The sequence below is a fragment of the Adlercreutzia faecimuris genome (assembly GCF_022669055.1).
Lineage (GTDB): Bacteria > Actinomycetota > Coriobacteriia > Coriobacteriales > Eggerthellaceae > Enterorhabdus > Enterorhabdus faecimuris.
This window is the reverse complement of record NZ_JAJMLW010000001.1, coordinates 1,056,266-1,075,897: the sequence shown is the minus strand read 5'-3', so window position 1 is coordinate 1,075,897 and position 19,632 is coordinate 1,056,266. Positions and strand designations below refer to the sequence as shown.

Annotated in this window: 36 protein-coding genes; 1 reads left to right on the top strand and 35 read right to left on the bottom strand. The window is 66.4% G+C overall.

All coding sequences use genetic code 11. From position 1 onward, the window contains the following. Positions 1 to 17 precede the first annotated feature (17 nt). From LPT13_RS04020 to LPT13_RS03960, 13 genes are all read right to left on the bottom strand, one after another. Positions 18 to 359, bottom strand: a complete 342-nt coding sequence (locus LPT13_RS04020) for a hypothetical protein (RefSeq protein ID WP_242163758.1) — start codon at positions 357 to 359, stop codon at positions 18 to 20. A gap of 76 nt (positions 360 to 435) precedes the next feature. After that, a complete protein-coding gene (locus LPT13_RS04015; RefSeq protein ID WP_242163757.1) occupies positions 436 to 711 on the bottom strand; it encodes a hypothetical protein in 276 nt (91 codons plus the stop codon). Positions 712 to 727: 16 nt separating this feature from the next. Next, a complete protein-coding gene (locus tag LPT13_RS04010) occupies positions 728 to 1,294 on the bottom strand; it encodes a hypothetical protein (RefSeq protein WP_242163755.1) in 567 nt (188 codons plus the stop codon). A 16-nt stretch (positions 1,295 to 1,310) separates the two neighbouring features. Beyond that, positions 1,311 to 1,724 carry a hypothetical protein gene (locus tag LPT13_RS04005; protein WP_242163752.1) on the bottom strand — a complete coding sequence of 138 codons (414 nt, stop codon included), beginning with the start codon at positions 1,722 to 1,724 and terminating at the stop codon, positions 1,311 to 1,313. Beyond that, positions 1,721 to 2,074 (bottom strand): hypothetical protein, encoded by a 354-nt coding sequence (locus LPT13_RS04000; protein ID WP_242163750.1) that lies wholly within the window; start codon positions 2,072 to 2,074, stop codon positions 1,721 to 1,723. The genes LPT13_RS04005 and LPT13_RS04000 overlap by 4 nt, the downstream gene beginning before the upstream one ends. Next, positions 2,061 to 2,420: a hypothetical protein gene (locus LPT13_RS03995; RefSeq protein ID WP_242163748.1), complete on the bottom strand. Its 360-nt coding sequence runs from the start codon at positions 2,418 to 2,420 to the stop codon at positions 2,061 to 2,063. Before LPT13_RS03995 ends, LPT13_RS04000 begins: the two co-directional genes overlap by 14 nt. Beyond that, on the bottom strand, positions 2,386 to 2,718 hold the full coding sequence (locus LPT13_RS03990; protein ID WP_242163746.1) for a hypothetical protein: 333 nt from the start codon (positions 2,716 to 2,718) through the stop codon (positions 2,386 to 2,388). Before LPT13_RS03990 ends, LPT13_RS03995 begins: the two co-directional genes overlap by 35 nt. A gap of 16 nt (positions 2,719 to 2,734) precedes the next feature. Beyond that, the gene (locus tag LPT13_RS03985; RefSeq protein ID WP_242163744.1) at positions 2,735 to 3,967 is read right to left on the bottom strand and encodes a phage major capsid protein; all 1,233 of its coding nucleotides are present in this window, start codon (positions 3,965 to 3,967) and stop codon (positions 2,735 to 2,737) included. 25 nt (positions 3,968 to 3,992) lie between these two features. Then, on the bottom strand, positions 3,993 to 4,790 hold the full coding sequence (locus tag LPT13_RS03980; protein WP_242163742.1) for a head maturation protease, ClpP-related: 798 nt from the start codon (positions 4,788 to 4,790) through the stop codon (positions 3,993 to 3,995). Beyond that, the gene (locus tag LPT13_RS03975) at positions 4,787 to 5,956 is read right to left on the bottom strand and encodes a phage portal protein (protein WP_242163740.1); all 1,170 of its coding nucleotides are present in this window, start codon (positions 5,954 to 5,956) and stop codon (positions 4,787 to 4,789) included. The genes LPT13_RS03980 and LPT13_RS03975 overlap by 4 nt, the downstream gene beginning before the upstream one ends. A gap of 127 nt (positions 5,957 to 6,083) precedes the next feature. Beyond that, complete coding sequence (locus tag LPT13_RS03970) at positions 6,084 to 7,766, bottom strand: terminase TerL endonuclease subunit (protein WP_242163738.1); 1,683 nt, start codon at positions 7,764 to 7,766, stop codon at positions 6,084 to 6,086. After that, entirely contained in the window at positions 7,738 to 8,196 is a 459-nt protein-coding gene (locus LPT13_RS03965; protein WP_242163736.1) for a hypothetical protein, read from the bottom strand. The genes LPT13_RS03970 and LPT13_RS03965 overlap by 29 nt, the downstream gene beginning before the upstream one ends. Before the next feature lie 125 nt (positions 8,197 to 8,321). Next, the gene (locus LPT13_RS03960; protein WP_242163735.1) at positions 8,322 to 8,690 is read right to left on the bottom strand and encodes a hypothetical protein; all 369 of its coding nucleotides are present in this window, start codon (positions 8,688 to 8,690) and stop codon (positions 8,322 to 8,324) included. Positions 8,691 to 8,963: 273 nt separating this feature from the next. Here LPT13_RS03960 and LPT13_RS03955 point away from each other — a divergent pair, with 273 nt between their 5' ends. Next, positions 8,964 to 9,146, top strand: a complete 183-nt coding sequence (locus tag LPT13_RS03955) for a hypothetical protein (protein WP_242163733.1) — start codon at positions 8,964 to 8,966, stop codon at positions 9,144 to 9,146. Positions 9,147 to 9,153: 7 nt separating this feature from the next. On the opposite strand, the gene LPT13_RS03950 is transcribed toward LPT13_RS03955, so the two are convergent. From LPT13_RS03950 to LPT13_RS03845, 22 genes are all read right to left on the bottom strand, one after another. After that, entirely contained in the window at positions 9,154 to 9,324 is a 171-nt protein-coding gene (locus LPT13_RS03950; RefSeq protein WP_242163731.1) for a hypothetical protein, read from the bottom strand. A gap of 153 nt (positions 9,325 to 9,477) precedes the next feature. Next, entirely contained in the window at positions 9,478 to 9,990 is a 513-nt protein-coding gene (locus LPT13_RS03945; RefSeq protein WP_242163728.1) for a hypothetical protein, read from the bottom strand. A gap of 74 nt (positions 9,991 to 10,064) precedes the next feature. Continuing rightward, the gene (locus LPT13_RS03940) at positions 10,065 to 10,424 is read right to left on the bottom strand and encodes a LexA family protein (RefSeq protein WP_242163726.1); all 360 of its coding nucleotides are present in this window, start codon (positions 10,422 to 10,424) and stop codon (positions 10,065 to 10,067) included. Further along, on the bottom strand, positions 10,421 to 10,597 hold the full coding sequence (locus LPT13_RS03935) for a hypothetical protein (protein WP_242163725.1): 177 nt from the start codon (positions 10,595 to 10,597) through the stop codon (positions 10,421 to 10,423). Before LPT13_RS03935 ends, LPT13_RS03940 begins: the two co-directional genes overlap by 4 nt. Before the next feature lie 312 nt (positions 10,598 to 10,909). Next, positions 10,910 to 11,218 carry a hypothetical protein gene (locus LPT13_RS03930; protein ID WP_242163723.1) on the bottom strand — a complete coding sequence of 103 codons (309 nt, stop codon included), beginning with the start codon at positions 11,216 to 11,218 and terminating at the stop codon, positions 10,910 to 10,912. After that, a complete protein-coding gene (locus tag LPT13_RS03925; RefSeq protein ID WP_242163722.1) occupies positions 11,211 to 11,498 on the bottom strand; it encodes a hypothetical protein in 288 nt (95 codons plus the stop codon). Before LPT13_RS03925 ends, LPT13_RS03930 begins: the two co-directional genes overlap by 8 nt. Positions 11,499 to 11,667: 169 nt before the next feature. Beyond that, positions 11,668 to 11,994 (bottom strand): DUF4406 domain-containing protein, encoded by a 327-nt coding sequence (locus tag LPT13_RS03920; protein ID WP_242163720.1) that lies wholly within the window; start codon positions 11,992 to 11,994, stop codon positions 11,668 to 11,670. After that, positions 11,991 to 12,239, bottom strand: a complete 249-nt coding sequence (locus LPT13_RS03915; RefSeq protein WP_242163719.1) for a hypothetical protein — start codon at positions 12,237 to 12,239, stop codon at positions 11,991 to 11,993. The genes LPT13_RS03920 and LPT13_RS03915 overlap by 4 nt, the downstream gene beginning before the upstream one ends. 70 nt (positions 12,240 to 12,309) lie before the next feature. Continuing rightward, a complete protein-coding gene (locus LPT13_RS03910) occupies positions 12,310 to 12,597 on the bottom strand; it encodes a hypothetical protein (RefSeq protein ID WP_242163717.1) in 288 nt (95 codons plus the stop codon). Then, positions 12,597 to 12,746 (bottom strand): hypothetical protein, encoded by a 150-nt coding sequence (locus LPT13_RS03905; protein WP_242163715.1) that lies wholly within the window; start codon positions 12,744 to 12,746, stop codon positions 12,597 to 12,599. Before LPT13_RS03905 ends, LPT13_RS03910 begins: the two co-directional genes overlap by 1 nt. Before the next feature lie 18 nt (positions 12,747 to 12,764). Beyond that, a complete protein-coding gene (locus LPT13_RS03900) occupies positions 12,765 to 12,950 on the bottom strand; it encodes a hypothetical protein (protein ID WP_242163713.1) in 186 nt (61 codons plus the stop codon). A gap of 2 nt (positions 12,951 to 12,952) precedes the next feature. Beyond that, positions 12,953 to 13,768 carry a hypothetical protein gene (locus LPT13_RS03895; protein WP_242163711.1) on the bottom strand — a complete coding sequence of 272 codons (816 nt, stop codon included), beginning with the start codon at positions 13,766 to 13,768 and terminating at the stop codon, positions 12,953 to 12,955. A gap of 151 nt (positions 13,769 to 13,919) precedes the next feature. After that, positions 13,920 to 14,189: a hypothetical protein gene (locus tag LPT13_RS03890; protein WP_242163709.1), complete on the bottom strand. Its 270-nt coding sequence runs from the start codon at positions 14,187 to 14,189 to the stop codon at positions 13,920 to 13,922. Positions 14,190 to 14,393: 204 nt separating this feature from the next. Next, positions 14,394 to 16,433 carry a virulence-associated E family protein gene (locus LPT13_RS03885; RefSeq protein WP_242163707.1) on the bottom strand — a complete coding sequence of 680 codons (2,040 nt, stop codon included), beginning with the start codon at positions 16,431 to 16,433 and terminating at the stop codon, positions 14,394 to 14,396. Next, positions 16,415 to 16,903, bottom strand: coding sequence for a PDDEXK family nuclease (locus LPT13_RS03880; protein WP_242163706.1), 489 nt, complete (start codon positions 16,901 to 16,903; stop codon positions 16,415 to 16,417). The genes LPT13_RS03885 and LPT13_RS03880 overlap by 19 nt, the downstream gene beginning before the upstream one ends. 13 nt (positions 16,904 to 16,916) lie before the next feature. Beyond that, complete coding sequence (locus tag LPT13_RS03875) at positions 16,917 to 17,459, bottom strand: hypothetical protein (RefSeq protein WP_242163704.1); 543 nt, start codon at positions 17,457 to 17,459, stop codon at positions 16,917 to 16,919. Between the two features lie 3 nt (positions 17,460 to 17,462). Beyond that, complete coding sequence (locus tag LPT13_RS03870; protein WP_242163702.1) at positions 17,463 to 17,702, bottom strand: hypothetical protein; 240 nt, start codon at positions 17,700 to 17,702, stop codon at positions 17,463 to 17,465. Then, positions 17,699 to 17,863 (bottom strand): hypothetical protein, encoded by a 165-nt coding sequence (locus tag LPT13_RS03865; RefSeq protein ID WP_242163701.1) that lies wholly within the window; start codon positions 17,861 to 17,863, stop codon positions 17,699 to 17,701. The genes LPT13_RS03870 and LPT13_RS03865 overlap by 4 nt, the downstream gene beginning before the upstream one ends. Next, positions 17,863 to 18,528 (bottom strand): DEAD/DEAH box helicase family protein, encoded by a 666-nt coding sequence (locus LPT13_RS03860; RefSeq protein WP_242163700.1) that lies wholly within the window; start codon positions 18,526 to 18,528, stop codon positions 17,863 to 17,865. Before LPT13_RS03860 ends, LPT13_RS03865 begins: the two co-directional genes overlap by 1 nt. A gap of 1 nt (position 18,529) precedes the next feature. Beyond that, complete coding sequence (locus LPT13_RS03855; RefSeq protein ID WP_242163699.1) at positions 18,530 to 18,787, bottom strand: hypothetical protein; 258 nt, start codon at positions 18,785 to 18,787, stop codon at positions 18,530 to 18,532. Next, positions 18,771 to 19,118, bottom strand: a complete 348-nt coding sequence (locus LPT13_RS03850; RefSeq protein WP_242163697.1) for a hypothetical protein — start codon at positions 19,116 to 19,118, stop codon at positions 18,771 to 18,773. The genes LPT13_RS03855 and LPT13_RS03850 overlap by 17 nt, the downstream gene beginning before the upstream one ends. A 223-nt stretch (positions 19,119 to 19,341) precedes the next feature. Then, entirely contained in the window at positions 19,342 to 19,629 is a 288-nt protein-coding gene (locus LPT13_RS03845; protein ID WP_242163696.1) for a helix-turn-helix domain-containing protein, read from the bottom strand. Positions 19,630 to 19,632: the final 3 nt, after the last annotated feature.

The window sequence follows — 19,632 nt, the reverse complement described above, 5'->3', positions numbered from 1 at the left end:
TGTCCTGCTCGTTGCCTCTACGAACGGCCCGCGGAAGCCGTCTTGCGGTTTGGGTAATACAGCCCCTGGAGCGCCTCGTTGATGGCGTCGCGATCCTCGGTCATGGCCTCGTACCACTCCGTCTCCCCCATCATCCCCCCGTCGCCGTCGTTCATGCCGACGTAGGCGCAGGCGTAGGCCGCGTAGAGGATGTAGGCGTTCTCGAGCTCGTTCTGCGGGCCCCTGCCGCTGATCTTCGAGTACTTTGCGTAGATGTCCTTGCGCTTCGTGCTCAGCTTGAGCTGCAGGATGTGGGCGAGCGACAGCTTCACCGTCTCGCCGCTCCCCAGCGTGAAGTCGCGGTAGTTGATATCCTTCATCAGTCATTCCTCCAAATGAGAGGGGGGCGTGGTCGCCCGCGCCCCCCCGTGTCATTCTGCGTCGTCGCCTCGTGGCCTAGACGGCCATGGCCTCCTCGACGTATCGGCCCTTCGCGGCGATCTCGTCGAACCGCTCGCGGGTCAGGACGACAACGAGGCCCACGTCGAGGATGCTGCCGGTCTTGGCGTCGCGGAACTTCTCGACGACGCGCGCGGCCACGAGATCGGCAGCCGCCTCCTCGGGCCCGGCCTCCTCGGCCTCCGGCGCCGCGTCGGGCGCCATGGGCTCAACGGACTTCTCCTCGGGCTCGGCCGCCTTGACGGCGCTCTTCTTGGTCTTGCTCTCTGCCATGTCTCGTTCCTCCTTGCTAGACGGTAGCAACCTGCATGAGCGCGGGGGTGAACTCCTTCATCCACGCCGCCTTGGTGGCCTCGTCGAGGTCGTCGGCCAGAGCCTCGTACACGCCGTAGCCGTTGACGTCGGGCGTGAACGCGATCTCAAGCTCGACCTCGGCCACCTCCTCGGCGCCGTTCTCGATCTTGTCGGCGGGGCCGGTGGAGACGGTGCAGCAGGGCCACGCCTTGTACTTCTCGTCCCCGTCCTCGTTGGTGATGTGCCCCGTGATGGGGACGACGGGGTGGAGGCTGCCGCGCCCGTAGCCGTAGATGCCGTCCTTGAGGTCGGCGCCGTCCATGGCGTGCAGCTCCACGTAGCACTTGTAGGGCATGTGCGCGGTGAGCTTCAGCGTGCCGTTGCCGGTGCCGTAGGTGCGGCTCTTCGCGACGACGCCGCAGCACTTCTTGGTGACCTTGCGCACCTCCGACTCCTGCTCGATGTTGCCGATGCACTTCACATCGTAGGCGGTCTCTCCGATCTTCATGCTCAGGAGGTCGCACTCGAACTCGCTGAACTGCGTCTCGTTGGTAGTTGCCATTCGGATCACTCCTTCTTCATTCTTCGTTCCACTTGCCGAGCAGCCGGTCGACGCATCTCCTGGCGATCTCCGGCGCGGCCTGCTCGGCGCCGCGCTCGAAGAACCGCTGGTTGCCGGCGTGCCGAGCAGTGGCGCTCCCGTCGTCCGGGAAGTAGAGGTACCGCCACCTAGCCTTCGCGCCGACGGTGACGGCCAGGGCCTCGTCGGTGTCGTAGCGCGGCCAGTCCGCCCGCGCGGCGGAAGCGGTGTGCCCCTTGAACCTCCTGCCGGACGGGTGGATGAGCGGGTTGATGCGCTCGTAGATTGCGGCGCCGGCCTCGCTGTGCAGGACGTCGCTGACGGCGTCCTCCGCCCCGTCCCCGAACCTGGCTGCCGCCTCGGACAGCTCCGCGATCTCCGAGTAGTCCATCGAGACGACGCCGCCCCTCACCGCCTCCTCGCCCTCGTGAAGTCCAGCAGCAGCATCTCGCACGTCGTCGTGGTGCCGGGGCGAACCTCGTAGTAGTAGCGGGCGTCGCCTGACGCCTGGCGCATCCCCGGTATTGCCTCGACGGCCTCGACCACCGCCTCGGCCAGGCCGTCGGGTATGTACTCCTCGCGCACGATGGCGACCTCCACGCCGTCGGCCATGCCCGTCCTGCCGGGCGAGCGCCCCATGGTCGACCGCGAGAACACGATGTAGTTCCACGGGGCGCCCTTCGGCAGCTTCGCGGCGGTGCCGTAGTACACGTTCGGGTCGATATCCGCGAGCGCGTCCCGCACGTCGTTAAGCGTCGTCAACTTCGCCCACCTCCTGCAGGTAGAAGTACAGCTCGGTTCGGCTCGGGTCGACGTGCCCGATATCGAACAGCGTCCTCCCGATGACCACTTTGCAGCCGGCGTCGATGCCGCCGACCCGCTGCGTGCTGACCTTCAGCGTCAGCTGGAAGCTGGCCCGCTCCGCGAACTCGAAGTCCTGCTCCCGGCATCCCTCGACCCGGTACGCGAGCCGCGCCACGAGCTCCATGTCAGCGATGCCGTAGACGTTGCGGGGCGCGCCGAAGTCGGTGACGCGCCCCCGCTCCTCGCGGTAGACGCGGAGGATGCCGTCGTTATAGGCCGGCAGGTGCTTCCTCGGCTTGAGCATTCTGCAGCACCTCCCACCTGATCCGCGCCTGGGCGATCTCGTGGCCGTAGTTGCCGTCGAACTCGTCCTCGGCGTTGTTCCACTGGTAGTAGCAGTGGGCCAGGAGCAGCATCGTCTCCGCCTCAGACCCGGGGGCGCCGAACTCGAATCCGGCGCCGTCCGGGATGCCGACCTTCTGGCGGATGGCCGCCTCGGCGGCTGGGATGATCGCATCGTCGATGCGGGCGTCGGTCGCGGGGTCGCTCCACGTGACGCTGATCCTCGCCCGCACCATGTCCTTGAGGCTGATGGCAGCCATTCGCCGTCACCTCCTCCTAGACCGTGGGGGTCACGTCCGTGGAGTTGACGTTGACCTCGCCTGCGACCGTAGCGACCGTCTTGACGTTGAGGTACGCGGGGTCGAGGCCGCTGATGTCGAGCAGGACGAACGAGGTGTTGTCGAAGGCACGGCCGGTGCCGTACTGCTTGACCTTGAAGTAGCGGGTGTCGTCCAGGAACTTGAAGTCGTCGCTGAACTCGATCACGCCGTTCTGCTCGCCGCCGACGAACATGTTGTACTCGTCAAGCAGGCCGATCAGGGCCTCGCCCTTGGCCACCTCGTTGGAGACGATGACCTCGGTCGGGAAGGGGAACAGGTTGTTGGCGTAGGTGCCCTGCGGCGTGAGCATCGTCGTGGCCGGCATGACCTTGGTCAGGTAGTCCGCCATGTTCACGACCATCTGCACCTTGTCGAACTTGCGGATGGCGCCGCTCTCGGTCACGGCGATCTTGCCTAGCAGCTCCCCGTAGGTCGCGGGCGTGAAGTCGGTCACCGCGACGGCGGTCTTCTTCGGGTAGCCGGTGGTGGTGGAGAAGGACACGCCCTCGTGGATGTCGCGGTCGATGCCGGCGGGAGCGTTGAGGCCGTTACCCGACACGATGCCGGTCTCGAGGCCGCACTTAAGGGCCTCCAGGAGCACCGTGCGGATGTAGCCGTCGAGGAACACCGGGCCGAGGTCGAGCATCCCGCGCTCGATGAAGCAGTAGGCGGAGAGCTTCGCCTGGTTGATGTCGATGATCTTGAAGCCGCTGGTGATCTCCTTCGTGATCGCGTCGGTGATCTTGCCCCAGACGGCCTTCTGCTTGGTGTGGTCGTTGAGGATCCACTTGACGGCATACTTGACGTACTGGAAGTTCACCTTGCCGAGCAGCGCGTGATCCTCGACGAGGTCCTTGTAGATGTTCTCGATGATCGTCTCGGGCATCAGGTCGGCTTCCTCGCCGGAGCCGATGATCTCGGTGAACTTCTGCTGCGGGTTGTCGGACTTGGCCGCCTCGGCGAAGCGCTGGTACCACTTCGTCTCGCTCGCGGTCAGCTGGCGGTAGCCGCGCTGCGCGAGGATCGCCGCGTCGTTGGACTGCCTGACCTCCTCCGCGTCGTCAGCCACCTGCTCGGCGAGGGCGGCGTGGAACTGATCCCACGCCGACTCGATCTCCTTCTCATCCCCGGACTTCATCGCCTTGGCCATGACGGAGCCGATGTTAGCGTTCTTGAGCTTGATTGCCATTCTCGTTGCCTCCTAGTTTCTGCTTTTAGTTGAATGCCATGGATACGAAGGAGGCGCATCGCTGCGCCCCCTTATCGTCCTCGTCGTCTGCGCCCTCCGTCTCGTCGGGCTCCTCCGGGTCTTCAGGCCCCTCGGGGTCATCGGGCTGCGTGTCCGGCTCACCGGGATCCTCCGGCTCCTCCGTCTCGTCGTCGGGGTCGTCGGGCTCCTCGGCCTGCGCGGCGGCGATCTTGGCGAACACGGAGGCGCGGGCGCTCTGGCTCACGTTGGCCGCCGACTCGAAGCTCTCGACAGATGTCGCGAAGCCCATGTCCAGCGCGTCCTGCGGGCTGATCCACGTCTCCGCGTCCATGAGCGCGGACAGCTCCTCCTCGGTGATGCTCACGTTGGCCATGTAGGCGGCCTTCGACGCCTGGGTGATCGTGTCGAGGTCGTCGGCCTGCTTGCGCAGCTCGGCGGCGTTGGCGCCCCATACCGACGTCCACGCGTTGTGGATCATCAGCAGCGAGGCGTCGTGCATGACGCGCTCGTCGCCGGCGGCGAAGATCACCGACGCGATGGAGCACGCGAAGCCGTCGCAGCGCGTGACCACCCGCGCCTTGTGGCGCTTGAGCGCGTTGTAGATCGCCAGGCCCTCCGCCACCTCGCCGCCGTAGCTGTTGATGTTGACGTTGATGGTCTCGACGCCCTCGAGCTCGGCGAGCTGCTTGGAGAGGCCGTAGGCGCTCACGTCCGACTCGCTCCACGGGTATGACGTGATGTCGCCGTAGATGTCGACGTCGGCGGTGGCGCCGTCCTGGACTAGCGAGTAGTAGCGTTTCATTGTTTCTCACCTCCCTCTAAGAGCGGGTTCATCGCATCTTCGGCGCGGCTGTAGTTCTTCGTGATGAAGTGGGCCGCGCTGAATTCGGTGTCGAGCGGCTGGTAGCCGAGCTCCGCCAGCACCATGTCGACGCTGAAGGCCCCGCAGGCGATCAGCTTCTCTATGCCGTTGGCGACGTTGAAGATGTCCACGTGGTTGATGCGCTTGGTGTCGACCTGAACCTTCGACCCGGACTCCCACTCCTGGAATGTGAACGACTTGCGCGTGAGCTCGTCGGAGATCACCGAGGCGATGGGGTCGACGGCGAACGTGAGGAACTGGTTGACCACGTCGTTGGTGTTGGTCATGTTGCCGTACATCATCGAGTTTGGGATCTTGTACGCCTGGGCCACCGTGTCGAATATCTCCTTGCGCATGGCGATGATGTCGCCGGAGTCGCCGGCCGTCTCGTGCTTCATCTCCTGCAGGTCGTATCCCTTGAATTGCGGGTAGATGGCGTTTGGGTTGGCCATGAACGCCTCGAGCTGCTTCTTGACGACCTTCTCGTACTCCTCGTTGAACTTCGCGTCGCCGATCTTGACGTTCTCGAGCACCAGCTTGTACTTCCGCCCGCGCGTGGCGCGGAAGCCCTCGATGGCCGCCCCGATCAGCTTTCCGTAGTCGTCGTAGAGGCTGTCGATGATTGACTTGACGCTGTTCCCGCAGGAGTCCCCGTTCAGCCGGAAGTAGTAGACGTCGGACGCCCTCATGTCCCTCACCTGCTTGCCCTCCACGACGATGCTGCGCATGACGTGGTCCCGGAGCGGCTGCTTGTCCAGCGCGAAGCTGTCGGCGACGTAGAGGTACTTCTTCCTGTACGGCACGATCAGCGCCTCGTCGTCGGTGCAGAGCCTGTCCACGAGGGCGTTGAGCATCTGCGATCCGCTCTGGTTTGGGTTCGGCGAGACGTTCAGGCGGTAGTACAGGTCGTCATGCACCTCCTCGCCGCCGTCGTACACCTTGACCTCGCACTTCGAGAGCGCGTTCGCGACGTAGGACTTGGCGATGTAGAGGGCCAGCTGCTTGAAGGCGACCCGCTCGCTCATCGACCCTATCACCGCGTCGATCTCGGCCTCAGTGAAGGGCCTGCCGAGGAAGCCAAGGCGCCTGGTGAGGAAGTTGGCCATTGTTCGCGCTCCTTTCGCCTTATCCCGCGTTCCTCGCGCCTTTGGGCGCGTTTTTCACTGTTTTCTGCTGGAAGTGGCCGCCAATCGCGCGTTTCCATGCGCTTTTAACCCTTTTGGCGGCGCCTTGTCAGAAGATGAGCGGCTCCATGAACACCGGCTCGTAGCGCTCCGGTATCTTGTCCTGGATGCAGAAGGCCGCCACCAGCGCCATGAATCCGTCGGTCTTGCGGTCCCTCGGGCTGATCTTCTCGTACTTGTAGTTCCCGTTGGCGAACGGAACCACCTTCGTGTTGTTCGTGAACCACCTCATGGCCGGGTCGTCGCCCCACGCGATGCCCCCGGTGAGGAAGGCGGAGTTGATGATGGGCTGCACCCTCATGTGGTTCGACGGGCGCACCCTGAACACCGTGCCGTCGGCGGCGTCGTAGCCGACGTCCCTCAGCGCCTCGTGCAGGGTGTCGTAGCGGTAGTCGTCTATGGCGACCATCTCGATGTCGTAGACGTCCTGCATGTCGCTCACCCACTGCCTGATTAGGCTCGTGTGCACCTCCACGTCGTCGACGAGCGTGAGGATGCCCATGCCCGCCCAGTCGTCGAGCGGCGGCTTGATGCGCGCGCGGTCGCGTGACTGCAGGCAGAACCACGAGTGGTGGATCGCGTAGAACCTCTCGCCGTCCTTGAACAGCAGCACGGCGGAGACGAAGTCATCCTTCTTCGCGAAGTCGAGGCCGAGCACGCACGGCCAGCCGGTGAGGTCTGGGACGGGCCGCGACGCCCGCTTCAGGTTCTCCCACGAGGTCACCTGGTGCTCGATGTCGCCCTGAGGGATTCCCATGCGGCGCGTCATGAAGGACGCGTTGCCGCCAGCCGGGTTCTTCCTCCACTTCTGGTACTCCTTTCGCAGCTTCGCGACGAAGCGCGGCGGCAGGTATCGTAGCGACGGGTTGGCCTTCTCCCAGTTCTTCTCGTCGTGCACCTCGTCGCGGCTGTCGAGCGTGCAGACGAACGGGAGCCGTCCGTTGTCCGGCTCGTCGCCGTCCAGGATGTCGTCGCAGTCGGACAGCAGTGAGTCGAGCACGCCGTCGCGGATGTCACCCATCGACGTGATGTAGGCGGCGCGCCCGTGGTCGACCTTGCCGAGGCCGGTCGTCATGACCTCGACGAGCTTCCAGCGGACGTACTCGTGGACCTCGTCGAACACGACCATTCCGGGGCGACCGCCGTCCTTGGAGTTCGCCCCGCTCGTGAGGTACTTGATCTTCGAGCCGGTCGACCTGTTGACGATCTCCTTCTTGTTCCACCTCCACTTCGGCCCCCAGTGGAGCGGATCGCCGTCGAGGATGTCGCGGACGTCGTTGAATGACGTCATGGCCTGCTCCTCGGAGTTGGCCACGATGTTGACGTTGTACCTCTCTATGCCGTTCGCTGCCGTCGTCAGGCACCAGGAGAAGAAGGATATGAGCCCGTTCTTCCCGGCTCCGCGCCCGACTATGCAGATAAGCTCGTCCCACCTGGGCTCCCCGTCCTTGCGGTACACGCAGAGGAAGAGCGCCAGCAGGAACGTCTCCCACGGGAACAGCCTGTCGAACGGGAAGAAGCGTATGAAGCCCTTGTACTTCTCCAGGCGCGCGGTGTCTATGACCAGCTCCTCGGTGGCGAACACCCTGCGGACGTAGGCGCACAGCTTCTTCTGGCGCTCGCACGAGCGCACCTTGCCGGTCTCGACCAGGCGCAGGTACTCAGTGATCTCAGTGCAGCGGATCTGCTTCCTCTTGCGCGCCTTACACGTCGTCGTATTCGCTGCCGGCATCGTCGTCACCGTCGTTCGCGTTCACGATGAAGCGGTTCGACGGATCCAGCTGCAGCTTCGTCATGAACTCGCGGTAGTTCTTGTTCTCCGATATGCGCTTGCGCTGCGCCCTGGCCATGTCCTCGCTCGAGTCCGCGTCCTTCTCCTCCTGCAGCGCATCGAGTGACTTCTGGTAGGAGACGCACGCCATCGCCAGAGCCTCCGCGTCGATCTCTCCGTAGATGTCAGCTTTCGCCATCGCGTTCTTGCGCATCATGTAGCGCGCCACCTTGCGGAAGTGGGCCAGCGACGGGCCGTTCAGATAGGGAGGCGGCTCGATGGCCCCATCAGACGCGTAGACCTCGCTCTCCAAGCCCTTTTGCTTCGCCGCCTTGGAGATGTGCGCGCCCTCTGCCACCTTCTGGGCCATCGGCTTCCTCGGTCTTGCCATGGCGCTCACCTCCTCCCAGTTCCCAGATTCAGCGCCCGTTCTCGGGAAAAAAATGGATCAGTCGGGTACCCTCCCGCGTTGCCGCCCCCTCCCCAGCAGTGGCCCTATGGGGGGGGCGGGGGGTGTTAGTCCCACCGCTCTTCGTTCACCTGCGGCCTCCTCCGCGCCGGCCCGGCCATCCTGCGGCCGTGCGCCTCGTTGTGGCAGTCTCCGCACAGCGGGTGCAGCACCTCTCGCCGCGTGCCGTCCGGCTCGTCCACGTAGCGGATGAGCGCCATCCACGGACGCCTCTTGACCTCGTACTCGTGGTGCACGGTGTCGGCCCGCGCGTACTCCCCCCTCGCCGCGCACCGCTCGCACTCCCAGTGGTGGTCGGCCATTACCTGATCGCGGAGGGCGCGCCACTCGGGGCTCTTGTAGAACAGGTACAGCCTGCCCTCCGCCTCGAGCTCGCGTATCCACGACGCCAGAGGGCGGTCGAGCGGTACCCTCACGCGCGCCACCCCCCCCCGGAAAGAGAACGGGCCCGCGACAGCGGGCCCTTACTGAAAAAGTCGTTGCAATATAGCTAACTATATTGTATACTATATTCATCGAGAGAAAGGAGGTGAGGAATGAGGATAAGCATCGAGGTTGCTCTTGCGAAGTGGATTGTCAGGTTCACGGTTCGCAGGAAGTAGCAGACGAGGCGCCCGTTCGGAAACGGGCGGGCGCCGCCTCGGTCTCATCCCTCACCTCCGCACATTCTATCAGAGAGGAGAAAGGGCATGGCAGACAACGCCCAGTCGCGCTACGAGAAGAAGGCCCTGCGAAAGGTCATGGTCGCCTTCAACCGCAACACCGAGCCCGACCTGCTCGAGTTCATCGAGGGCAAGGAGAACATGGCCGGCTACCTAAAGTCGCTCGTCAGGGCGGACATGGAGGGCCGCGTGGCGGCGCCAGGCGAGTAGCACGCCGTCATGCCGGCGCCTCGTCCTCGTCGGACAGGCCCCAGTCCCCTATCCCGGCTCCCACGGGGTCGTCCCACGGGCGGCCGCGCGAGAGCGCCCAGGCGACCGCCTGGAGGCAGGCGTGGGCGATCTCGGTCTCGTGCTTGGCCGCGATGCGGGCCACCTCGAGCAGCGTCATGGGCCACCCCCTGGACGCACGAAGGCCGCCCACTCGGGACGGCCCTCTGAAGTCTTATCGCTTGGCTCCCCCTCGCGGGGAACCGCTGATACCACAATAGCACGGTTGACCGTGCTAAAACGTGCTATCTTTCCGCCCCGGCCGAAAAAGCCCCTAAGATCGCATCCGCCCGTCCGCCATACAGTCGGCCGGAACCGCGTTGGGGATCACGTCTCTGCGCCACCGCTCCGGCATCAAGGCGTATAGCTCGACGACCCCCTCCGCACCCATGTGCTTCGCCCTGTCCACCGAGTACCCCATCCTGCCGGCAACCTGCGCCCAGGTGAGCCGGCACGCCTCGTGCAGCCACAGCGCCCGGCGGTTGGGCCAGCGCGCGTCGCACAGGGCCATGGCGCCGGCAATCTCGGCCGCGTACGCCGCCGCCAGGCCGTCCCACTCGTCAAGCAGGGCGTGCAGCGCCGCCACCCCCTCGCCCGTCGGGTCTGGGGACGCCGCGCCGCCCGAGCCGCCGGCCGCGGAGTAGTCCACCCCGGCGACGCCCGCTATGCGGTGCCTCATGTCGTCTATGCGGTGCTCCAGGTCGCGCATGGACTCCTCCATGGCCCGCACGTCCCGCAGCCACGCGATGACGCATATGCGCATTACCTCGTAGTCGTGCCTGTCCAACCGCCGCTCCTCACGTCCGTGGTACAATCGCCTTTGCGCAGGGGGCTGTCCACGGGTTGGGCGGCTCTCGTCGTCTAGAGGGGCCTCACGCCGCGGGGCCGCCGGCGGTCGACCTCCACGAGGCCGCGGCGCTCAAGACGGCGCACGTGGCCCTCGGCGGTCGACGGCGAGACGCCGAGGGCGGCGGCCAGCTCGCGTATCGTCGGGCTGAAGCCGCGCTCGGCGCGGTACTCGCGGATGGCGTCGAGGGCCCGGTCGTTGGACGGCGTCGGGATGCGTCGGGCGAGGTCGGCCCTCACGAACGTGACGCCCTCAACCTCAACCCACTCGACCCTGCCCCAGTCGATGCCGTCATCGCGATCCCACCCCTCGGCCTGGTGTTCGAGGTCGGCGTCCATGCGGTCGCCGTCGGCTCCTATTCGGAACAGGCTCATAGCACCCTTCCCTCGAACCAGTCGATCCACGCGTCCACGAGCGGGGCGACGTGCGGCTTGACGAGCGCGTACAGGCTCGTGAACGCAAGCAGGGCCAGCGCAAAGGAGACCGCGAGCCCAACGAGGACGCCCGTGGTCAGCGCGACCGTGTACAGCACATCTATCACGATCATTCCCCCACCCCCAGCTCGCTCAGGCGGGCCTTGAGTCCTCTGTAGCTCATCCACGCTGCCTGCGCCTCAGAAAACATACCGGCGCCATGCATGTCCTCGGCCGCGTCATTGATCACCCTAAGGGCGTCCAGCGCAACCCGCTCGAGGCTGTCGCCTCGCGGCTCGTGTATGGCGCAAGCCTTGTAATAGTCGCCTATCTCGGCGTATACTTCGCTTCCATAATCATCCCTGAAGCACGTGCGCCAGCAGACCCCCATGTGATCACAGCCAGGGTCTCTCTGCCAGTGGTGGCAGGTGCCGCAGGTCTTGGGCTCACTCGTCATCGCCTGCCACCTCTTCGAATCTCGCACTGCAGTGCCCGCACAACGCATCGCCCTGGCTCACGGGGTAACGGCACGCCGAGCACACGTGCCACATCGTCCACACGTCGCCCTCGAACCTCGGCTCCGGGCCGTGGTCGCCGTGGCAGACCTCGATGTGGGCGGTGCGCTCGCCAGCCCCCTCGGCGCCGCAGCGAATCTGCTGATCGGCTCCCCCGTTGCGCGGAATCGCGCCGAGACGCGGAATATCGGACATCGAAGGAGCCGAAACCGCCCCTTCGTTGCGCTTGATCTCACTCACCGTAGTACCCCCGCTCCCTGTTCTTGCGCTCAACGCAGCCGCGAAGCGTCTCCACCTCTTCGTCGCCGAACTCCATCCTCAGCGCGGTCTCGGCGGCATGGATCACATCAAGCAATTCCATGCCGTAGGCAACGCGGCGCCCGGCATCTTCCTTGCAGTCCAGGCGGAACTGCTCTGCTAGAACCTCATTTGCCTCGGCGAGGATCTTGTCCACCTGCTCCTCGCGCGTCCAGGTAGGTATCCCGGCCATGGCCGGGAAGCGGTAGAATCCGCCCATCATCTGTCTCCTTCTATGCCGAATGCCTTGCGAAATGATCGGACAGCATCTTCCGCAAGCCTTTGCCGATTCTCGAGGATGGGCCGCATCCCGCACGACACGCTGTACCCGTCGCACCGCTGGCCGAGCGCGACGACAAGCTGGCAGACTCCGTCCTTGCTCGCCGGGCACGTCATAGCCAGTCCCGCAACGGCCTGCACTCGATGCCGCACGCCTCGGCCACGTCGCGCTCGACGCACGCGCCCTTGGACACGTGCCACCAGTCCAGCAGCGCCACGCCGTTGAAGCGGGGCTGTACCTGCCCTCTGAAAAAGTCCCTGCCAGTCAGCTCATTGAGGCAAATCAGCATGGCTGTCTCGTGGGTGTCGCTCTCAAGGACGAGGTCGTGCGGCACGAACACGTCATGCCCTGCGACCTCGAGCGCGGCGCGCGCCTCCTCGAACGCGGCGCGGTTTCCGTCAGGCCGGCCCGTCACCGGGCCGGACACGTAGAGCCTCATAGCTCCTCCTCTCGGTAGCCCCATGCGCAGAAGCCGTCGGCCTCAACGATCCAGGGGTCGTCATCTCGCGAATACCTCCAGCAGGTCATGTACCCCGTCGTCTGCTCGGCGGCATCCCCGGGCAGCCACGGCAGCTCCGCCGGGTCGAGAGGGCTGGCTAGCGCGCAGTCCTTGCAGCGGGCTACCCTGCGCAGGATCGCGAGCGAGGAGCCATCGTAGGCGGCCAGGGCCTCGCTCACCGGCACCTCACCCCCTCGATGATCGCCGCCACCGCCACCACCGCGAGCAGCCCGCCGGCCACCCAGGGGATCGCGGCTAGCACGGCTCCTCCTCGATGGCGGCGAGCAGGCGAGCCCACGGGGCGCTGTCGTCGATGGGGCCGCACATGAGGTGCGGGTGATCCTCCAGGTACCGCCGGATATCGCGTGCCAGGCAGCCCTTGGTGGCGGAGGTGAGCTGCGGCAGCAGCTCGGCGATGCCGTCCGCGACCGCGTGGGCGCCGATGGTGGCGCGCCCCATGTAGTATCGGACGGCGCCGCATACCACCATGTGGACTAGGCCGTAGTCCATGGTGACGGGGCGCTCGTCCATGAGGTCGGCCATCACTGCTCGCCCCCCTCTCGCTTGTTCTTCTCGTCGATGGTCGACCAGCACGGGCCGCCGGCGAGCCTCAGGATGTCATCCCGGATCACGTCCGGCGGCTGCGGGACGAGGTGCCACCACTCCGACCCGTCGTACTCGCAGCGGATCATCGCCGCCCCGTCGCGAAGTCAGATGACGAGGTCGCTAGCCACCGCCTGGGCGCCGTACCCCTCGTCGTAGGTGGACAGGTGGGCGATGCGCCAGAACAGCTCGGTCGGCACGCGGAAGTCCTTGCATCCGACGGCCAGCACGTCGTCCTTGGAGTAGCCGAGGGCACCGAGCGTCAATTCGGTCTCAACGCCGAGGTTCATCATGGCTACTCGCCCCCTCTCGCGAGCACCGCGCGCTGGCGGCGCAGCAGGTCGAGCACCATGGCCTCGGTTGCAGTCGCCCTGTCGGGGTCATCGCCGAGGTCGATGCCGCGCACGGCGCAGTACTCGGCAGGCGGCATGGTCGCGTCATCGTCAATCTTCTGCTGGGTGTCGGGAGGGGTGTGGGTAATCGTGCAGCTGATGTCGAAGTGTCCGTTCTTATACCAAACCTTGACGAGTCCCGACTTTGAATATTCAAGACGCTCGACCGTGTTTTTAGTGCCGAATCTGTTCCACACCGTCTCGCCCACCACGATGGGCTTCCCGTCGGCTCCCAGCGCCTCGGTGGCGGGGCGCTTGACGCGCTCCGACAGCATCCTGCGGCGGCCGTTGATGCTCACGTAGTCGACGCTGCCCTTGGAGTAGGACAGGGAGCTGACCGTGTCATGGCTCCCGTTGGCCATGAGGTACCGATCCCCCATCTGCACCGGCTCGCCGTCCTCGTACAGCGGTCGCGGCAGCCAGCAGCGCGCCATCCACTCGGTCACGGACTCGCCGTCGTGCAGGTCAGGCCATCCCTCGGCAGCGGCGATGAACACCATGCCTTCCCGCGCGCTCGCATCGCGGGCAGCGGTGAGCTCGGCGTCGAGCTCCTCGGACAGCTTGCCGATGATGCGACCATAACAATCCACGCATAGGACGCCATTGCACACTGGCGCGCCCCACCCCATCGCCTTGGCAAGCCTCTCCATGGAGCAGCCGTCATCTGCCCCCTCATACCCGCGCAGCCTCTCGGCCACGCCCTTCTTCGTCTCTCCCATGTCCTATCCTCTCCAACCGGGCACGCCGGCTCTGGTCGTTTCTAAGGCCCCATGTTTCGCAATCGTGGCTCGGAGTGCACAAATCGCGTAAACTAGGCTCCCAGGGGCGCCACAGCGCCCAGCATGGGCATCTGCGTGCCAGCCGCAGGCGTCACATCGCCTCGTACCTGTCGCACCCGTAGTCCGACGCCATGTCGCCCGCGTCCGCGAAGCACCCGTAGGCCAGGCACCAGCCGATGCCGGTCGCGGCCGCCTCGGGGAACTCCGACGCGGGCGGCTCGGCGAACAGGCGGCAGCCGCCGCACGTCGCCGCCTCGAGCTCGCGCTCGCGCGCCTCCTCGATTGCCGACCAGTACGCGTCGGCAGCCATGGAGGGGTCGTCTGGGCGTTCCCAGGTTCCATCGTTGCCTATAAAGCCCATATACACCCCTATACCTATATTTATTACTTATATATAAAAGTAAGGAACCTAAGGAATTAGCAGGTATCCTCCCAGGTCAAAGCAGAACCTAATTAGTTCCGTATCGGTTCCCAGGAGGTTCCCGGAGCCCCTTTTCGGCCCCGATTCCCAGTTCCCAGCGTTTCCGAAACTTTCCGAGGTGCCGAAATTCCTGACTGCACGCCCTTAGGAACCATCGTCCGGAACCCTCTCGTAGCAGTACTGGGCGCCGTACGCCCTCGTCTTGAACTTCCGCTCCATCTTGCGCCACCCCTCGATCTCGGTGCGCATGATCGCGTGTATCTCGTTGGACAGCGACCGCTTGCCGTAGTAGTCCTCCCGAGACAGCCCCAGCGCCCTCTCGCAGAGCTCCGCGACGCACACCGGGCCGTCCGCGGCCTCCCGCTCGTCGAGGTAGGCCTGGATGGCGCCCACTCGCGGATCGTCCTCCAGGTACTGCCTCTGGCGCTCCATGGCGTAGGCCTGCATGGGACGGTCGAGCACGAGCGACCCGCGGCCGGACTTGTAGGTGTCCACCGCCTCGGCCCACGCCTGCTCGAAGTAGGCCTCCACGCCCTCGCCGAACAGCGACATGGGCGGCTCGTGGGCTCCGCACTCGACCGGCAGGAACCGGCGGTTGCCCGTCTTGTCGGTGAGGAAGTGGGGATTGTTCGTGGTGCCCGCCAGCACGCAGGTGCGCGGGCGCTGCTCGGTCTCGTGGCCGTACTTGGGGCGTATGACGTCCACCGTCGATGTGATGAACGCCTTGATGCCCTCCACGTCCTTGCTTCGCTTGGTGGCCAGCAGCTCCGCGAACTCCACGATCCACATCCCGCGCAGCCGCTCCACGGCGGCGTCGCCCTCGACGGTGGCGAAGTTGTCGCAGTACCACTCGCTGCGGGCCGCCAGGCGCCTGAGGAACATCGACTTGCCGAGGCCCTGGGCGCCGACGAGGATGGGCATCACGTCGAACTTGACGCCCGGCTCGTAGGCGCGCGCTACCGCCCCCTGCATGAACAGCCGCATGACCGACACGTTGTAGTCGCTCGGGTCGCAGCCGAGGAAGCACGGCAGCAGCGTGTCCACGCGGGGTTCGCCGTCCCAGGAGAGCGAGTCCAGCCACTCCACGAGGGGGTTGCGCCGGTTGGCCATGGCGACGTTGACCACGGCGTCGCGCACGCGCTCCTTGCCGGTCAGCAGGTACTCCCTCTCCATGTAGGCCGACAGCCCGCAGTAGTCGTGGTCGGCCACGGCCCGCCACCCCGCGCCGCGATCCCACGGCACCGGCAGCTCGACCATGCGGGTGTGGGCCATGGTGTTGTACGCGAAGCGCCCAGAGAGCGCCGGGTCTGCGGTCAGCACGCGCGTGCAGTTGTCGATGGTCTGCATGGGCCTTCCGCGCTCGTTGAGCATGAGAGCGGGGCGCCTGGTCGCCTCCTGGGCGCGCACCTCGGCGGAGTGGCCCTTGTCATGTGACAGGGCGCTCGCCAGCAGCCTCCCCAGCTCGTCGCGCGGCAGCGGAGGCTTGCAGCGGGCGTCGTTGACCGCCTCGACGTAGGCGCATATCACGTCGTCGTCATCGCCGCGGGACATCATCGAGCACGCCAGCTTGTAGAGCGTGTCGTTGCGGCGCCCCGCGCCTATGGCATCCGGCAGGCGGAACTTAGACGCCTTTCCGCGCGCGGCGCCCTGCACGTGGCGGATGAACCGCATGACGCGCTCGTCCGCACGAGCTATCGGCCTGTCCGACAAGTACTCCTCCCACTCGTAGCGCCGCCCGTTGGGATGGGTCGAGGGAGGGGCGACCACGTAGCCGCCGTCCCCGCGCACGTCCACGCCGAGGTCGGCGTCCACCGAGCAGCCCACCGGCTCGTCGCACAGGTAGTACAGGTGCGTGCCGCCCGAGCCGGTCACGACGCTTGCGGTCTCGGGCAGCTCGCCGTTGGCGGCCTCCCAGGCGCGCAGCGTCGCCAGGCCGTCCTTGCCGCGCAGGTCGTCCACGTCCAGGTCGATCACCACGAGGCCGCCGGAGACGGCGCCCGTGGCTATGCCGACGTTCATGTGCTGCCGGACGGCCCACGCCGCATCGACCTGATCTCGGTCGGTCGTCGCGACCGTGAACCCGCCGGACACGGCCGGCACCTTGTCGCGCTCGGCGAGCGGGAACACCGCCAGCCCCATGCGGGCGTACTCCAGCGCCGCCTCCGTCAGCTCCGATCCAGCCATGCTCCCTCCCCCCTCAGTATCTCGATGACCGCGCGGCCCGCCTCCTGCGGGCTGCAGAACGCGAACTGGAGCCCGTAGCGGCTCCTCATGGACTTGCACGCCTTCGCGAGCCTGGCGCCCCCTATGGGGGGCCTCATGCCCTTCCGGCGGTTGACGCCGGCGCGCGGGTTCTCCCAGGCCGCCAGGTCGTCCAGGCAGCGGTAGCCCTCCTCGTTCTCCACGAGGATGACCATGGTGCTGCCGTGGTCGCGGGCCCGTATCGCCGCGTCGCGGAAGCGCCGGTGGTCGCTCGACACGTCCATGGCCAGCTCGGCCACGTCCCGCTTCGTGTCGACGACCACGGCCGGCGGCACGCAGTAGTCGCCATAGGGCAGCTTGCAGCGGATGACCCTGACGCCGGCCGACGCCCAGTAGTCGTTCTTGGCGGCGTGTTGGCCCAGCTTGTTGTTTACGTCCTCTATCAGGGCCATGGCTCAGCGGCCCCTAGAACGGCAGGTAGTCGTCTGCGGGAGCGTACGTGGCGGGCGCGGGGGCCTGCGCCACCGACTCGCGGCGATCCTTGGGCTCGGGCACGCGGAAGTCGCCGTTGCGGATGTCCTGGGCGGCCTCGACGAAGGAGACGACGGTGCGCTCCTTGTCCTCGCCCCTGTCGTTGGTGTAGAGCTCCTTGCCGAACACCAGGCCGACCTCCAGGCCCACGAGCTCGTGCTCGTTGCACCCGCGGGCCTGCCAGTTGGCCACGCTGAAGCGCCCCCTGTTGGACTCCTCCAGCCGGTTGAGGAACGCCTTGAACATCCCCTGTGCCGACTCCTTGTAGGAGCGCGTGAAGCGGTGCTTCCAGTCGTCGGTGACCGGCACGCCGGCGTAGCAGCCGGCCTTCTCGCCCTCGGCGACGTCGTAGACCACCCAGAGGTACTCGCGAGACGGGACGTCCTCGACGCGCTCGATGCGGCAGACGTACCCGCCCGGCTCGAGCATCGTGCCCGGCCTAGACTCCTCGATGAGCTCCCAGTTGATGACCTTCATGCGTCACTCTCCTTCCGGCGCCAGCACCCCGTGCTCGCGCAGCTGATTGTCGAACAGGGCGAGCAGCACGCTCTGATCCCTGATCTCGCTGTGGTTGTTGATGAGGTTGAGGACGAGGTGGGCGCCCACGTAGTAGGGCGCCGCGCCCCCTCCCTCCTCTATGCGGTCGGCGAGCACCTTGAGCGCGCCTCCCACGTCGAACTCGTCCATGTAGATGCGGCTCGTGCGCCGCGACAGGCTCATAGCCGCATCCCCCGCTTGCGCGCCTTCTTCAGGCGCTCCTGGCACCTCGGGCAGCGGCACCCGTCCATGACGGCGCGGATGGTGCCGTGGCGCGCGCCCGGCAGCGGGCGTGTGCCCGCGAGCTCGCTGATGCGCTGGCTGTAGGTCGGGTCGTATCCCATCAGACCACCTCGTACACCGGCTCGGACACGACCATGCCCTGCGGCGCCGCGAGCGGGGCCATGCCCCAGTACTCGCGGATCGCGTCGTCCACCGCCTTGAGGTCGTTGTCCATGCGTCCCTCGTCGCCGAACATCCCCATGGGCGCCTTGACGGGGTTGGTGCCGTCCGATGCGGTGACAAACCGGTACCCCGACTCGCCGCACTCCGCCATGAGCACGATGGGGAACATCCCCTCGACGGTGAGCTGGTTGTCGAGCATCTTGCCGATGGTCTTGGCCTTCATGCGGCCCGACTCGTCGTAGTCGGGGTGCATCATGAAGTACACCACCGTGTCGGGGCTCGTGCGGTTCGCCGCCTCCAGCAGCTGCTCGAAGTTGACGGCCATCTCGGTGAACTTGCCGTAGCCCGACTGGCGGGCCATGGCGAAGTTCTGGAAGGCCATGAGGTAGTTCGCGTCGTCGATCACGTAGGCACGGCGGTGGTTCGCCGCGAGCATCTTGCTGATGTCGGCGTAACCGGCGTGGTCGAGGGACGGGAGCCGCTTGCGGAACGGCAGGGGCTTGCCAGCGACGTTGAACACGCCCACCTCGTCCTCGGCGAAGTTGCGCAGCGAGGTGGACTTGCCCGAGCCGGAGTGGCCCAGGATCAGCACCGAGACGCCCATGCTAGGCCACCTCCTCGGGAAGCGCGCTGCCCACGTAGCGGAACGTCACGCCCCTGTAGTCCATGGACAGCACCTTGGTGGCGCCGTCCGTGTCGGTGCGGCGGATGGGCCGGTCGAGGACGCGCGCCGCCTCCACGAGGTCGGTGGCGGAGTCCATGTAGATGTCCGACGCCACGGAGCCGAGCGCGCGGAAGTGCGCGGCGTCGTAGCGGTACTTGGCGTCCACGAGGTCGAGGAGCCGACTAAGCTGCATCGTCATCGCCGACCTCCTCGCTGTCCTCGGCCCCAAGCGCGGACTCGATCACATCGAGCAGCATGACCGCGATGATCGCCCTCGGCAGGCCCAGCTTCTCGCAGGCCGACAGGTACGCCGCGAGGCATCCCTTGACAGCGGAGTTGAGCCTGTCCACGGTGGGGGTGCCGACGACCCCCGCCCTGGAGGACATCCCTCCCTCGCCGTCCCCGGCCGTCGAGCAGTAGATGGCGACGTCGGCCTCGGCCTCCTCGACGACGGAGCCGCCCGCCCTGACGACGAGGCCCACGTCCATGCCGTCGGCCTCGCGCCCGGTCACCTTGTCAAACAGTCCCATACGTAGCTCCAATCAGGCGCTATCAGCACCCATGCCGCCGCCACGGCCAGCAGCAGGGCGCGGTCGCGCCGTGTTATAATCTGATCGTCTTCGTCCGCCGTGGACGGACGTACGGGCCCTCGCCGCCAAGCATCGGGGCCCGTCTTCTTTTTCGGCACGCGCACGTACGGCCTGCGCGTCGGCCCCGCGTCGCGCCGCCTCTTCGGCGGCATCCGCCATGGCCTCACGCCTGCTCCCCCTTGGAGCCGAGCGCCACCGCGGCCGCCCGACATGCGGCAGCCAGGGACTCCGCGGCCAGGGACAGCGCGGCCACGAGCTCACCGGCGTCCACCTCCTGCGCGTCCGCCGGGCGCGCGCCGCCGGCAGCGGCGGGCTCCTCGTGCGCTATGCGCCAGCGGCCGCCGACCTTAGCGCAGCTGATGCGCCCCTGCTCGCACATGCGTCGAACGGAGTGCTCGTGCATTCCCATCAATCGCGCGTACTCGCCGGTCGTCATCATCTTGACCGTCATCGC